We start from the raw sequence: 14,356 nt of genomic DNA on the forward strand, positions 1-14,356 counted from the left end.
ATAGGACGCAAAGGAGCGGAAGAATGGAACGTGCAAAATATGTTTTGATCTGTTTATCAGCTCTAGTATTATTCCTGTCAGGCTGTGGCAAAGACCAGCAATTTAATCCACCTGGCAGCTCTCAATCGATCGCGGTCATCTCTCAATTAAAAAAAGCTTCCTTTTCAATAGTTGATTTACAAAAGAATAAAATGATCTCTTCCGTTGATTTAAAACATCCGCTCACTGACCTTATCCAAATCAACAAAGACGTCATCATTGCAACAAGTAAAGAAGGAGAATCGCTTATCGAAATTAATTTAAAAAAAGGTACAGCAACAGATTATATGGATGTGAATAAAGGGCTGACTTCTCTTACATATGATGCAGCTTCTCACACCTTAATTGCAGCGGATACACAGAAAAATGTCGTTTATTTTATTGATACGCAGCGTAAAAAAATAAAAGCAACTGTGAAGACCGGAAAGTTACCTTCTTCTATGACACTTTCTTCTTCAGGTACTTTATTTGTTTTAAATGCAGAAAGTCATACTGTCTCCGTCATAGATATTGAGAAGCAAAAACATATACGTACGTTCTCTGTACTTGAACGGCCTTCTGGTATTCATTTTGATGGAAAGTCCATTTGGGTCGGTGGACACGGTAAACAAGGTACCTTAAATAAAAGCATTTTTTCTTACGACCCAAAAACAGGTAAAAAGCAGCGAGAAATGAAACTAGGCGTTATGCCCGTTGCATTCTTTTCAGAGAAAAATTCTTCTACTTTATATGTACTTTGTCATGGAGATCATACGCTATACAAAGTAGATACAGAGACAAATAAGCAGCTTGCTTCTGTTGAAACTGGTCAAAACCCGAATTATATCACCGCTGATACCACATCAATATATGTGAGTAACTTAGATGACAATTCAGTATCAATTATCGATAAACATACATTCATGATGAAAAATCGACTGAATGTCCCATCAGGACCTTATGCTATCGTGTTGGAGGAAAAGAAATGAAAGAACAAATGCATATTTTAATCGTAGACGATGAGTTCGATATGCTTGAGTTAATCGGATCCTTTTTAAAGAGACAAGGCTTTCACATCATCACAGCTAATAATGGAATGGATGCCTTACGTCAGCTTGAAAAGGAACCCGTTGACCTTGTTGTACTGGATATCATGATGCCTGATATGGATGGATTTGAAGTCTGTCAGCGTATTCGGCAAACATCTCAAATCCCCATTTTATTCTTAACAGCTAGAAGTTATGAGGAGGATCGAATTAGAGGTCTAGAAATTGGTGCGGATGACTACATCATGAAGCCTTTCAGTCTACGTGAGCTTGCAGCAAGAATTGAAACAACCTTGAGACGAATTAGAGGTCTTTCGCTAAAGCGCAGCCGAATACAGATTGGTGACATGGAGATTGATCAGGATGGCAGACAAGTCTATATCCATCAGGAGCCCATTAATTTAACTAGAAGAGAATTCGATTTACTCATGTTTCTTTTACTCAATCAAGGCCAAGTGTTTTCACGAGAACAGCTCTATCAAAAATTGTGGGAATCACATTCCACGAGCGGCTCTTTACGAACAGTCGATACACATATCAAAACGCTACGACTGAAATTAAAGGGAGCGGAACGGCATATTAAAACCGTTTGGGGTGTCGGCTATAAGTTTGAGGAGGAAGAATGAAGCCTTTATCGATTAAAAAGAAAGTGCTCTTCTTAATCCTTGTAGTGACCGGAATCGTTGCTGCCTCAGCTCTTGCCCTTACCTATTACTTATACCAGCACTTATATATTGATAAACAGATCGATTCCTTAAGTTTACAAGGTAAAAAGTTGGCACAAATCTATCATAAACACGGGAAAGATACGTATTTTACCGATAGAATAAAATGGGCAAACGACTCAAGTCAGGCGAACATTATTTTTACAGATGACCCAATGGAGCTTTCAAGTGGTCTTCCTTTTGATACGAACACAAATGATAATCTCATTACGTTCAAGGAACGCCAAAAGCTCCTTCAAGGGGAAACCGTCGTGCTGATTAGAGAACACTCACAGTTTCATCAAGATATTCTTGGCATCGCTATCCCTGTTTTCTCAAGCAAAGATGAGCTATCGGGGACAATTTTTCTATCCATGCCCTTATCGGATGTGTATGAACCCTTTGTCCAAATCAGATTGACACTTGGCATATCCATTTTATTGATCCTGCTCCTGATTTTCTTTATCGGATATAAAAGCTCCAATAAAGTCGTGCGGACAATTAATCAAATGAAAGAAATTGCTATGGAAATGGAATCTGGTGATTTTTCAAAACGTATGGCTGTGACCAAAAACGGAGATGAGTTAAACCAGCTGAGCCGCTCCTTTAACAAACTGTCTTCTACCCTTGAAAAAGTTGAGCAGCACCGCAGGGAATTTCTTGCGAATGTCTCTCACGAACTTCGGACTCCGCTAAGTTATATGAAAGGATATGCTGAAGGAATTGAAGAAGGGATCATTGATCAAAAAAAAGGAATGCACATCATCCAGGATGAGGCCGCACGTTTAAGCCGGCTTGTTCACGATCTTTTAGACCTTGCGCAGCTAGAAGGTGATTCTTATCCACTAACGATGGAGCCAATTGTCTTTGCACAGCTGATTCATGACGTTCTTGATCAAATGGCATTTATCGCTAATCAAAAAGGCATTTATCTGAAACGAACACTTGATGAGGATTGTATTGTGTATGGCGATAGCGATCGGCTGCAACAAGTGGTTCGTAATTTACTGGACAATGCCATTCATTACACTCCCTCTGGAAAATCGATCTCGATTGAATTACTAGTTCACCAGCATATGGCTGAATTGAGAGTGACAGATGAGGGCAACGGCATTCCAAAAGAAGACCTTCCACATGTTTCTGAGCGATTTTACCGAGTAAATAAGGCACGTACGAGAAAAGATGGCGGCTCCGGTCTTGGACTAGCCATTGTCTATCAAATCATGAAAAAACATCATGGCACGTTCGATATTCAATCTGAGCCAGGATGCAGTACGACAGCCATCATTCAGCTGCCAAATACTCCGATCGATGAAAACCTGCCTTTGATATAACAAATTAGATTTTATAGGTAGGGTCATTCGCTTGATCCATATATGTGCATCAGTCGTCTAAATTCGAACAGCTATTTTCAGCCCCTTTTTGATCATCTACTTTTATGCATCAATTCCTTTCAAAAGGAGAGTCGATTGCTTCAGTTCAAACAATAAAACTATTAAAAAAGCGTGCCAGACCTTCTTCAAAAGTCCTGCACGCTTTTAAATTAAACAACTGTTTCAAACCGCTTTCTATTGATGAAGAAAGAAAGAGTGATGATGAGATAGATACCCATTGTGACCAAGGTTTGGACGATCGGAGTTGTTGATACTACGCCAATAAAAATGGCAATGATCGCAATGACAGAAAACCATGTCGTGAAAGGATACAGCTTGACGCGATATCCTCCTGGTGCTGTTACGCTTCGAGACTTTAGATGCCCAACAGCAATAATAAACCAGATGAATAAGACTGTGTAGCTTAAAGATCCCATTAAATAATTAAAGGTTTGACTTCCTACAAAAAGAGAGATTAATACGGCTGCATACAAAGTAGATGTACATACTAGAATCGCTCTGACTGGCACCTGCTGTTTCGACAGCTTAGAAAAACCCTTCCATACACGGCCATCCATCGCCTGTGTAAATAGTACCCTTGAAGAAGCATACAGACCAGAGTTCATAGAAGACAAGATCGCTAGTAAAATAATCCCGTTCATGATATCACTTGCATATGGCACACCAATCGTTGCAAACACCGTGACGAATGGACTCACTTGCTCATTGTTTACTTGATTCCAAGGAATCAAGCTGACGATGATGAAGAACGGAAGTACATAAAAACCGATGATTCGTACAAATGTACTTTGAATGGCCTTTGGGATGACTTTTTCAGGATTTTTTGTTTCTGCTAATGTGACCCCAATCATTTCAGTTCCCCCATATGAATACACGACCACCAGCATTGCCGCAATTAAGCCGCCCGTTCCATTCGGGAAAAATCCCCCGTGGTCGGTTAAGTTGGATAATCCCGGTGCTGCATGCTGTCCGAATGAGACAAACAGCATCGTTAACCCAATGATAATAAATAAAAGAATGACAGCAATTTTTATAGAGGCTAACCAGTATTCTGTCTCAGCAAACATTTTGACTGAACAAACATTGATCAATGTCACAACAAGTGAAATGATTAACACAAGTGTCCATATTGGTACTTGCGGGAACCAGTACTGAATAAAGATTGCAGACACGATCGCTTCTGCTGCAATGTTCAGCACCCACATTTTCCAATAGATCCAGTCTAAGAAATAGGCGGGGTATTTGCCTAACACAGGTTCAATTAAATCACGAAATGTTCTAGCGCCAGGTCGTGCAACCGTCATTTCGGCAAGTCCTTGCATAATAAATAATAAAATAAGACCACCAATCATATATGCCAAAATGACAGCAGGACCCGCGATATCAATGGCAGAACTGCTTCCTTTAAACAGACCAGCACCGATGGCACCGCCAAGTGCGAGCATCATGATATGCCTTGACGTCATTGTTCGTTTTAACTGCACATGTTCCTTTTCCATTTTCTATAGCTCCTTTAAATTTGAATCTTCAGACAAATATAAGATAAAAGCATATAAAAAGGCCAGTCATCTCCTTGAAGAGACGACTGACCTTGCAACCGCGTTACCACTCTTATTGATTCAGACATAGCTGAATCCAACTTGAAACCCGATAACGGAGGTCACACGTAAAGACTTACTATTCATTCAGTCTTGCCGCTCCTTGAGCGAGTTCAATGATTCGTTTTACTGCGTTGCACCATCCCGCAGCTCTCTTAGAAAACGGATATTCATTTACTATTCTCAAGTCAAAGCGTTTTATAGTCAATTTGTCTATTTATCAAAGATTTTATTTTTTAAATATACTGACTAACCACGCAATTGTCAACAGCCTTTTTCAGACATTTTCTTTTAACGAATCCAAACGGCTACTTCATCCATCGGACGACGCGTTTTGCCGCGCTTTGGCTCAATGACTCGATACCCAAAGGCTGCCATGACAGAGATGTCGTACTGACCACCTTCAAGTAATTCTTCTTCCTTAAGAATACGATGAATCTCATCGTAGCTGAATCCCTCAACAGGGCATGAATCAATGCCGATTTGTGCCGCGGCTGTCATCATATTTCCAAGGGCAATATACGTTTGTTTGGAAGCCCAATCGAAGAGCGTACGGTCATTTTCCATCAAATGAAGATCATTCTCTTGGAATTCTTTGTAGCGTTCTTTTACCATTTCAAACGTTTCGTCTGTCATTCCCTTGATTTCCTTGTTGATGTATTCTGCATATGCTGAATCATACCGGGCGTCTGTTCTTGCCAAAATGATCACAAAATGGCTGGCAGTTGGCAGCTGCTTTTGCGCACCCCATGTATATTCTTTTAATTTCTCTCTAAATGCTTCATTTTGAACGATGAGAAATTTCCAAGGCTCAAATCCGACAGAGCTTGGGGAAAGTCTTCCTGTTTCTAAAATGAACGCAAAGTCATCTTCTGGAATCTTTTTCGTCGGGTCAAACTCTTTTGTCGCATGACGGAATTCATACGCCTCAATGATTTCTTTTTTTAATTGCTCTTTGTCTCGCATGGTATTCATCCTTTCTAGTGAACGATTAGGGTGAGAAGTTTCATCAATCCAATTTCTTTCCATTCCCATATAGAAATTGTTATGATAATAAAACAAACAGCCCGAATGTGTGATGTGATATCTCTATGGTAAAAGAAAAGCTTCCATTGATTCAAGTACGCACATTTTTGTTCGTTAGGTACAATCATGTTCGTTTATCACCCATTTCGTCTTAGAAAGGAGTGTAAAGATGAGTGCACCATCCAATCCAATCAGTATTGTCAATCATGGCTGTCCCGTTTCAACCACAACGAGTGTAATAGGAGGAAAATGGAAAGGAGTGATCCTTTATCATTTGACTTGCGGTCCAAAACGATACAACGAATTACGCCGGCTTCTGCCAAGAATTTCTCAGCGTGTTCTCACGCTGCAATTGCGCGAGCTAGAACAAGACGGCGTTGTTCACAGAAAAGTCTATGAGGAGGTCCCTCCTCGTGTCGAATATTCACTCACTTCTCTTGGAGATACTTTAAAACCCATCATCTTCGCTATGCGTGAATGGGGCGAATCCTATGGAAAAGAAGCTCGCCCAAAAGAAAAAAGCTGCCATCTCTAGCAGCTTTTTTTTATGATGAAATCGCCGTTGATTCTTGCTGTGGATCATCCTTCACAAACAGGATGCCAAGCTGATGATGCTCCCCTTCGTAAGAAGCGCGTTTCTCAAACCTTGTCTGACCATTCAAGCCAATGATCTCAAGCTTTGTCAGAGCACGATTGGTTTGAAGGGCTTCGTAAAATTCCGAAACGGTTTTGACTTCAATTCCATTCACCTTTGTAATGACTTCTCCGATCTCAAGCTTTAAATCAGCTGCAGGTGTATTCGGAATGATTCCCAGCACCATCAGCCCTTGATTACGCTTAGAGAAGTAGAATGGAGCCGCATTGTCATTGACTCTCTGTTTCCATGAGAGGAAAGCTCTTCCGACAATCGCTATCAATACAGCTCCCCATGCAATCGGCTCAAACCAAATACTTGCAGCACCTAGTAAAGCAACAGCAAGTCCAAGCATGAGAATACGCCGTGCCGTAATTTGAATGCTCACAATTGGCAGTGATCCTTGAATCCGCTGCCCGAAACCGATGATGTATGGAATCAAAATAAATGAAAAGCTTTGATCGTGTACTTGAAGCACCGGCCACCATGGCAGAGAAGAAGTAAATTCACCTGCCGGCATCAGCAAAACAAGCGGTAAAAGCCACAGGCGGTTTGCCCGCTGCTGGCCAATCAAAAGTCCTCTCGCACTCATCACCATTGCAGGCGATGTTCGTAAATGCGCCGTTCGATAGGCTAGAATCCCCTCGGTCATTAATAAAAGACCTAGCAAAATAACAACGGCTGATGCATTCATCATTGAGAGCTGCGGCAGCCAAGAATGGCTCACTTGGACATACATTAGTCCAAGTGCCGCAATAAAACTGAAACCGAGTGTGTATGCAGACGAAAGCGCACTCGCCTTAAAGAATAAAGAGCAAACGATGGTCATCGCTGCAATCAGCACGATGAATCCAGGCGGGAGGGAAATCCCTAAGCCTACTGAAATGACGGATAGGCAAATCCCTAGAATCCATCCCTTTGAATATGTAAATTTAAGTTCATCGTATACATCTTCTATTCTTGTTTGAAACGCTTTTCTCTCCCGCTTTACGCGGATGTAGCCATGTAACAGGCTGATTAATATCATGAAATAAAAAAGAGGGTGGATTAAAAACAGACCGACCGCTTTTAATCCAGCTCCCATCCACTCCGAGCTCATTATCGTTCACCGCCCAAGTCAAGCATTTTCTCTTATTCTATCAAATAAATCGATGCTTGACACCAGGTTTATTTCTCCTGATTCATCCAAAGTGTGACATTCGACAGTGAAAAATCTTTTAAGTAGTGATTGACATCTACATCTAGTATGCCGCCGAGCAGCTGCATCGACCTCTTGATGTCGGTTAAGTTTATACCAAGTCTCTTATGATTATCCATTAAATAATTGAAGTATATCTCAGCACAGTCTTCATCGATTTCGTCGACTGATTCTACCGTTGTGTAATTGACCAAGTACCTGCTTAACAGCATGAGCAGACTTAATGCCTTTGTAGCGGAAAACGTCACATCTTTCGTACGACTCTTAAGCTCCTCTACCAACTCGTAATATTTTTTCTCTCTCACAATACTTGCCCTTTTCAATTGTGTACCCCCATTTACTAGTTCTTTTAAGAAAAGCGCAAACCTCGGTACAGCTTAATGCTCAAGCTGAATATCCGCAAAAAATAAAATATTTAAAATGAGTGCTACTTTATATTGTAAGAATTATTTATGTAACATACAACTTTCAAAAGTTTCATTTTCATGACATGTTTAAATCAACAGAAAGTCTCTTATATAAATATGTTATCGGGTAAAATCGAAGGAATGTTATGTTTTTTGTAAAATAAATGAATATATTTCTCGATATAATTTATTTTTAAGAATAAACTATTACATGTTCGTGACACTTATGAACCAAAAAAAAGAGGCATTTATTCGCCTCTTTATTTTTTAAGATATAGTGCTTTTAGTGCAGTCTGCAGTTGAAGATCATTTTTCTCATAGGATTTCACTTCATCCACCATTTTGTTCATCATTTTCGCTGTCTTCAGATCAATCACACCTGATTTATCGAGATTGTATGTGCTTTGGAAGGCTAGAACTGCCTTTTTCGTTTCTTCATCAAAGTAGCCGTCTACTCTGCCGGGGTCGAATGACAATCCCTTTAACAGCGTCTGTGCTTGTCTCACTTCTTCATTGTTCATATCCAGCTGAAGCGGTTCTTTCAGTTGAAGTGGGCCTACGGTAAAGTAATCTGGCTGATGAATCGCAATTGTCGGTACGACACCTTTTTTGTGAATCCAATTCCCTTTTGGCGTGAGCCATTTATACAGCGTTAATTTAATGTTACTGCCGTCACCCATTGGAACCGCCTGCTGCACAGTGCCTTTCCCAAAGGAGACATCACCGACGACTTCATATTTTCCGGCTTCTTTCATAGCACCAGCAAGTATTTCAGAAGCGGATGCACTGCCTTTATCGATTAAGACATTGACTGGATAAGGCTTCTGTTCTTTCCGTTTTGAAAAATACCGTTTCCTGTCGCCGTTCCGTTCTGCAATTTGAATATAAGGCTGATCCTTCGTAATAAAATGCTTCAAAATGTCTTCTACACTTTGCAGATAGCCGCCAGGGTTCCCTCTCACATCCAGCACAAGACCTTCTATGCCCTTTTTCTCGAGTTGTTTCAGGCTTGACGTGAAATCCTTCGCAGTATCTTCAGAAAAGCTAGAGATCGCGATATAGCCCGTTTTATGACCATTTACCTCTTTCACAGAAGAAGTCACGGTTTCAAGCGGAATTTCTTCTCGTTTGATATGGAATGTTAACTCTTTTTCAATCCCATTTCGTCTGATTTTCAGAGCGACAGATGTTCCTTTTTTTCCTCTGATTTTCAGTACAGCATCGTTTAAGCTTTTTTCTTTCATCGGCTCACCATCAATGCTGATGATTTCATCTTTCGGCTTTAGACCTGCTTTTGCCGCAGGGGATTTTTTAAAGGCAGAGACGATAATGATTTTTCCTTCATCCATTCCCACTTCTGCCCCAATTCCCTCAAAAGAAGAATCAAGCGAATCAGAAAATTGCTTGGCGGTTTGCTTGTCCATGTATACTGAATACGGATCATTTAAAGTTGAAAGCATTCCTTGAATGGCGCCTTCAAGCAGCTTTTGGCGATCCACTTCCTCTACATATTCATTCGATATCAGGTCATAGGCTTTCTCGATTTTCTCCATCCCATTCTCTTTCGCCTTATCACTTGATTGAGCTTGTCCAGCCATTGCAACAGCTGCTTGCGGTGACTCCGCATGAGTTCCCTCTTTATGCGTCATCACCCCTGCACTTATTAATAGAACGACACTTGCCATAATAGATGCGATTTGTTTTTTCATATTTGGCCTCCTTCTTCAACTCTTCCTGATGACCTGAGTTATTATATGCCAGAAGAAGGGATTTCATGTAAAGACATTCTCCCGCGAAGGCTTGACTAATCATTTCATTAGGTGTAATTTTTATTTTGTTATGATCGAGAAGGAGTCTTCGCTATGTATATTATATTGACGATGCTTTTATTAGGAATTTTATTAGGATTTGTAGGAGCAGGCGGGGCTGGTTTTGTCATCGCATTGCTTACGTTAATTTTTGATATCCCTATCCATACCGCACTCGGGACGTCTTTAGCCGCAATGGCATTTACGACGTTATCAGGTGCATACAGCCACTACCGGGAAGGGAATATTCAGCTGAAATCTGGTTTGATTGTCGGAGCTTTGGCTTGTGTTGCTTCTTTTGCAGGAGCTAAGGTTGCTCCTTTTATTCCAGAAGAAAGTCTGCACTATTTAACAGCTGGAATGCTCTTTTTATCCGCTGTGTTTATGATGATCAAATTATTTGTTCTTAAGGAAGACACTGAGCATCAGCCGCTTTCTTCACGTCAGCTGCTCATAAGGGGTATTATTTTAGGACTTGTATCCGGATTGCTGTCAGGTATGTTTGGTATCGGGTCTGCACCATTTATTCAAGTAGGACTTTTGATTTTACTGAGACTTTCCATTCGACAGGCAGTTGGCACGACAATGCTTGTCATTATTCCGATTTCCATCGGTGGTGGAATTGGATATATTACAGAGGGCTATGTTGATTTTATCTTGCTGATTCAAATTTTAATCGGAACAGTATTAGGGGCATTTATTGGCGCAAAATTCACACGCCTTGCACCGAAGCTCTTATTGAAATCGGCTGTACTGTTAACACCTATTATTGCCGGTTTACTGCTGTTATTTTAATTTCATTTAGAATCAAAAAGGCCGATAACATGATGTTATCGGCTTTTTGATTAACGGATATATTGCGCTGGATTGACTGCATTTGATTTAGCGCCATTCCATAATCCTTTATGAATTTCAAAGTGGAGATGCTGACCATGTGATTGGCCTGTATTCCCCATATATCCAAGGAATTGTCCTTGCTCGACTCTCTGCCCTGTGGACACACTTCTTGTAGACAGGTGGGCATATACCGTTTGATAGGTCTGTCCATTGATATTATGCGTAATGAATATCACATTCCCGTAGCTCGATGAGTAGCTTGAGTTCGTGACTGTTCCAGCTGCAGCTGCGACGACAGATACTGTGCCTTTTGCTGCAATATCTAAACCGTAGTGCTGTCCGCCTGAACGTCCGCCAAAGCCAGATGAGAATCGGCCAGCAGCTGGTTTAATAAAGCCGGAGCTGCTTGCTGGTGTATCAGATACTTGATCCGAGCCGCCGCTTTGAGGTGCAGGTGCACTTTTTTCAGCAGCTGCTTGTTCTGCTCTCTTCGCTTCTTCCTTTTGGCGGCGTGCTTCCTCAGACTTCACAGCCGCTTTTTGGTTCGCTAGAATTTCTTGTTCATTTTCAAGTTTGCCTAATTCATCATGGGCATGGTTCTTTTTATCTGTTACATCCCCTAAGATTTTCTCTTTTTCTTTTTGCTGTTTAGACAAATCCTTTTTCAACTCTTCTAGCTCTTTCAGAGATGTTTCAAGTCCATTTAGCTGATTATTTAGCTCTGCTTCTTTTTGCTCCACCAGCTTTAAATCATTTTCATGTTCTGTAATCATGTCTTTGTCTGCTTCGACAATGGTTGTGACAGCTCCAACACGACCGACAAAATCACTAAAGCTGCGAGCACCCAGCAGCACATCTAAATAGTTGATCGTACCGCCGCTTTTTTGCATCGAACGAATTCGATCTTTGAATATAGCTTTTCTTTTTTCAATTCGATCATTGATGACTTGAATGTCTTTTTTTAGTTTCTTGATCTCTTGCTTCGTTTGTTTGACTTCTTTTTCTTTTTCAGCGACTTTTTCAGTTGCAGCACTTACCTTGTGGTCAATCTTTTCAATTTCTTTTTTGAGCTTGGATTCTTTCTTTTCAAGCTTAGCCAGCTCTGATTTCTTTTTCTTCAAAGTGGATTCAGTCTTTGATGTTTTCTCTTCGATTTGTTGACGTTTTTGATCTAGGTCTTCGTATGCGAATGCACGATTCTCGTTCCCTGGAATGTATAGCCACGTTGTTCCAATAAACGCTGCCATTCCAGCCATCATCAGCTTTCTTTTCAAAACGATATTCCCCTCCTATGACAACTGCCTGCATAAAGAGTCGACCGGATGAATCGGTTCAACCGGTCACACCTTCTATCAAATTCTCGAGTGCTGCCATCAAAAATAGATTTATACTTTTAAGAATTTACGGATGGACGTCAAGCTTCCCCATACACCAATGGTTGCACCGATCAATAGAAGGACCAGTGAAACTTGATAGACAAACGGGTTATATGGAAGCATGGAAATAAATGAGCCTTGTACTCTCGGTGCCACCCAGCCCACTGCATATTGATATGTGCCAAGCAATAGAGCGATTGGTATAATAGAACCAAATACACCAAGCAGTAATCCTTCAATAAAGAATGGCCAGCGGATAAACCAGTTCGTTGCACCTACGAGTTTCATAATCTCGATTTCTTTACGTCTAGCAAAAATCGTAATTTTGATCGTATTAGAGATCAAGAACATGGCTGTAAATAAAAGCCCAATAATGAGCGCAATACCTACATTTCGCGCCACTCCGACCACATTAAAGAGTCGGCTGACTTCTTCTTTTCCATAGGTTACTTTATACGTACCCTTTAAGTTTTCTAATTTCTTCGCTACTTTTGGTGTATCGTGTGGATCAGATGTTTTCACAATAAACGCATCGTTTAATGGGTTTTCTTGATCAACAAGTCCCATGGATTGTCCATTTTCACCAAAGCTTTTAATCAGCGCTTTTAGTTCGTCATCTTTAGATGAGTACTTCACATCACTGATTTCAGGAATCTTCTCAATTTCTGCTTTTAATTCATCCTGCTGCTTTTGATTCGCCGTTAATTCGATTAACACTTTTACTTCTACTTCTTTTTCAGCGTTCGATGCCATGTTATTCAAGTTGAGCATAATCACAAGAAAAACCCCAACTAAAATCAATGTGACAGTGACCGCACTAATTGATGCAAATGTCATCCACGTGTTTCTTCCAAGTGAACGGAAGCTCTCACGTAAATGCCGCGAGAGAGTTTTAATCATAAATGCCGTACTCCCCTCTTGCTTCGTCACGCACAATCATTCCATCTTCGATTGCGATGACACGTTTCTTCATGCTGTTTACAATTTCTTTGTTGTGTGTCGCCATGACGACTGTTGTTCCGCGGTTATTAATCTCTTCGAGTGTCTTCATGATTTCCAAAGATGTGTCTGGATCAAGGTTTCCTGTCGGCTCATCTGCAATGACAACCTCAGGACTATTCACGATCGAGCGAGCGATAGATACACGCTGCTGTTCACCGCCAGACAGCTGGTCAGGAAATTGTCGTGCTTTGTGCTTGAGCTGTACCAAATCAAGTACATCCAGCACTTTTTTCTTAATGATATGAGGCTGTTCCCCAATGACTTCAAGAGCAAATGCCACATTCTCAAACACCGTGAGGGTTGGAAGTAGTTTGAAATCTTGGAATACTACGCCAATTTCTCTTCTTACGTAAGGAATTTCTTTTTCCTTAATTGAGGCTAAATCTCTGCTATTAATTAAGATTTTCCCTTTGGTTGGCTTCTCTTCACGATACATCATTTTGATGAAAGTGGATTTACCAGCACCACTGGGACCAACAACATACACAAACTCTCCTGGGTGGATAGAGACATTGATTCCATTGATCGCCTTTACACCGTTAGGATAGATCTTGTAGACTTCCTTCATTTCAATCATGTAATCACCTAATCTTTTCTTATTGCTGAATAACAGCTTATCATGATGTTTTGACACTTATCGTCAAAAAACGTTATGTATGGTCACGCACATACCCTTCGATACGTACAAGCAATTTATGTCCTTTTCATCCAAAAAGATGAAAAAAATGAATCGTCTAAATTTCAACAACTCCAATTATACGTCATGAATCGACGCAATGGTATTACATTTATATTTCAAAACTTATAGTTAAAAGGTAAAAGGAACAATTAAAACCGATAAACATGTCTTTCTACCCTTATTTTTTTAATAAAATTTAATATAATACGTTTTCATACTATTCAAAAATCTTTTTCTACATATAAAAACAAAAAAACCTTGTCGATTAGACAAAGGTTTTATTTTTTCTCTGCAAGCCATTTTGCCACTTCTTTTGCTTGCTTCTCATCTACCATTCCGCTTGGCATAGAGCCTTTACCATTCTGTGCAATATCTGCGATTTGGCTTTCATTATATTTCTTCCCTACTTCTTTCAGGCTTGGTCCGCCTCCACCAGATAGGTCTTTCCCATGACAGCCAATACAGTTTTGCTGATAAATTTCCTCACCACTGCTCACAGTTGAAGCACTTTTGCTGCCTTCTTTGTCACTGCTGCTTGAATTTCCTCCACAAGCCGCAAGAACAAGAAGCATCACTGCAAACAGCATCATTAATCCGCTTTTTTTCATCAATTCCCCTCCCTTACAATC

General features: G+C 40.5%; 14 protein-coding genes and 1 other annotated feature. Of the genes, 5 read left to right on the forward strand and 9 right to left on the reverse strand.

What is annotated here, in order from left to right; genetic code table 11:
* Positions 1 to 23 precede the first annotated feature (23 nt).
* The 3 genes from C6Y02_RS01995 to C6Y02_RS02005 are packed head-to-tail and all read left to right on the forward strand — an operon-like array spanning position 24 to position 3,102.
* A complete protein-coding gene (locus C6Y02_RS01995; protein WP_106030550.1) occupies positions 24 to 1,007 on the forward strand; it encodes a YncE family protein in 984 nt (327 codons plus the stop codon).
* Entirely contained in the window at positions 1,004 to 1,690 is a 687-nt protein-coding gene (locus C6Y02_RS02000) for a response regulator transcription factor (protein WP_060597374.1), read from the forward strand. Before C6Y02_RS01995 ends, C6Y02_RS02000 begins: the two co-directional genes overlap by 4 nt.
* Complete coding sequence (locus C6Y02_RS02005) at positions 1,687 to 3,102, forward strand: HAMP domain-containing sensor histidine kinase (RefSeq protein ID WP_106030551.1); 1,416 nt, start codon at positions 1,687 to 1,689, stop codon at positions 3,100 to 3,102. Before C6Y02_RS02000 ends, C6Y02_RS02005 begins: the two co-directional genes overlap by 4 nt.
* Positions 3,103 to 3,311: 209 nt before the next feature.
* Here the strand turns inward: C6Y02_RS02005 and C6Y02_RS02010 are convergent, their stop codons facing one another.
* Both C6Y02_RS02010 and C6Y02_RS02015 read right to left on the reverse strand, forming a co-directional pair.
* Entirely contained in the window at positions 3,312 to 4,661 is a 1,350-nt protein-coding gene (locus C6Y02_RS02010; protein WP_034660121.1) for an amino acid permease, read from the reverse strand.
* 75 nt (positions 4,662 to 4,736) lie between these two features.
* Positions 4,737 to 4,961 (reverse strand) — a binding site (T-box leader).
* A gap of 90 nt (positions 4,962 to 5,051) precedes the next feature.
* The gene (locus C6Y02_RS02015) at positions 5,052 to 5,726 is read right to left on the reverse strand and encodes an NAD(P)H-dependent oxidoreductase (protein ID WP_060597376.1); all 675 of its coding nucleotides are present in this window, start codon (positions 5,724 to 5,726) and stop codon (positions 5,052 to 5,054) included.
* Positions 5,727 to 5,955: 229 nt separating this feature from the next.
* Between C6Y02_RS02015 and C6Y02_RS02020 the strand changes: the two genes are divergently transcribed.
* Entirely contained in the window at positions 5,956 to 6,321 is a 366-nt protein-coding gene (locus C6Y02_RS02020; RefSeq protein WP_106030552.1) for a winged helix-turn-helix transcriptional regulator, read from the forward strand.
* A gap of 10 nt (positions 6,322 to 6,331) precedes the next feature.
* Here C6Y02_RS02020 and C6Y02_RS02025 read toward each other — a convergent pair whose 3' ends face one another.
* From C6Y02_RS02025 to ctpB, 3 genes are all read right to left on the reverse strand, one after another.
* Positions 6,332 to 7,519: a PDZ domain-containing protein gene (locus C6Y02_RS02025; RefSeq protein ID WP_060597377.1), complete on the reverse strand. Its 1,188-nt coding sequence runs from the start codon at positions 7,517 to 7,519 to the stop codon at positions 6,332 to 6,334.
* Positions 7,520 to 7,587: 68 nt separating this feature from the next.
* The gene (locus tag C6Y02_RS02030) at positions 7,588 to 7,941 is read right to left on the reverse strand and encodes a swarming motility protein SwrAA (RefSeq protein WP_007500014.1); all 354 of its coding nucleotides are present in this window, start codon (positions 7,939 to 7,941) and stop codon (positions 7,588 to 7,590) included.
* 344 nt (positions 7,942 to 8,285) lie between these two features.
* Positions 8,286 to 9,734 (reverse strand): carboxy-terminal processing protease CtpB, encoded by a 1,449-nt coding sequence (gene ctpB, locus C6Y02_RS02035; protein WP_095285735.1) that lies wholly within the window; start codon positions 9,732 to 9,734, stop codon positions 8,286 to 8,288.
* A 153-nt stretch (positions 9,735 to 9,887) separates the two neighbouring features.
* Here ctpB and C6Y02_RS02040 point away from each other — a divergent pair, with 153 nt between their 5' ends.
* Positions 9,888 to 10,628, forward strand: a complete 741-nt coding sequence (locus C6Y02_RS02040) for a sulfite exporter TauE/SafE family protein (RefSeq protein ID WP_034660126.1) — start codon at positions 9,888 to 9,890, stop codon at positions 10,626 to 10,628.
* 50 nt (positions 10,629 to 10,678) lie between these two features.
* Here the strand turns inward: C6Y02_RS02040 and C6Y02_RS02045 are convergent, their stop codons facing one another.
* From C6Y02_RS02045 to cccB, 4 genes are all read right to left on the reverse strand, one after another.
* Complete coding sequence (locus tag C6Y02_RS02045) at positions 10,679 to 11,944, reverse strand: murein hydrolase activator EnvC family protein (RefSeq protein ID WP_034660127.1); 1,266 nt, start codon at positions 11,942 to 11,944, stop codon at positions 10,679 to 10,681.
* A gap of 111 nt (positions 11,945 to 12,055) precedes the next feature.
* Positions 12,056 to 12,946: a permease-like cell division protein FtsX gene (gene ftsX / locus C6Y02_RS02050; protein WP_106030554.1), complete on the reverse strand. Its 891-nt coding sequence runs from the start codon at positions 12,944 to 12,946 to the stop codon at positions 12,056 to 12,058.
* On the reverse strand, positions 12,939 to 13,625 hold the full coding sequence (gene ftsE, locus C6Y02_RS02055) for a cell division ATP-binding protein FtsE (protein WP_034660129.1): 687 nt from the start codon (positions 13,623 to 13,625) through the stop codon (positions 12,939 to 12,941). Before ftsE ends, ftsX begins: the two co-directional genes overlap by 8 nt.
* A gap of 380 nt (positions 13,626 to 14,005) precedes the next feature.
* A complete protein-coding gene (gene cccB, locus C6Y02_RS02060; RefSeq protein WP_106030555.1) occupies positions 14,006 to 14,335 on the reverse strand; it encodes a cytochrome c551 in 330 nt (109 codons plus the stop codon).
* Positions 14,336 to 14,356 lie beyond the last annotated feature (21 nt).

Source organism: Bacillus sp. NMCC4 (assembly GCF_002998555.1).
Classification (GTDB): domain Bacteria; phylum Bacillota; class Bacilli; order Bacillales; family Bacillaceae; genus Bacillus.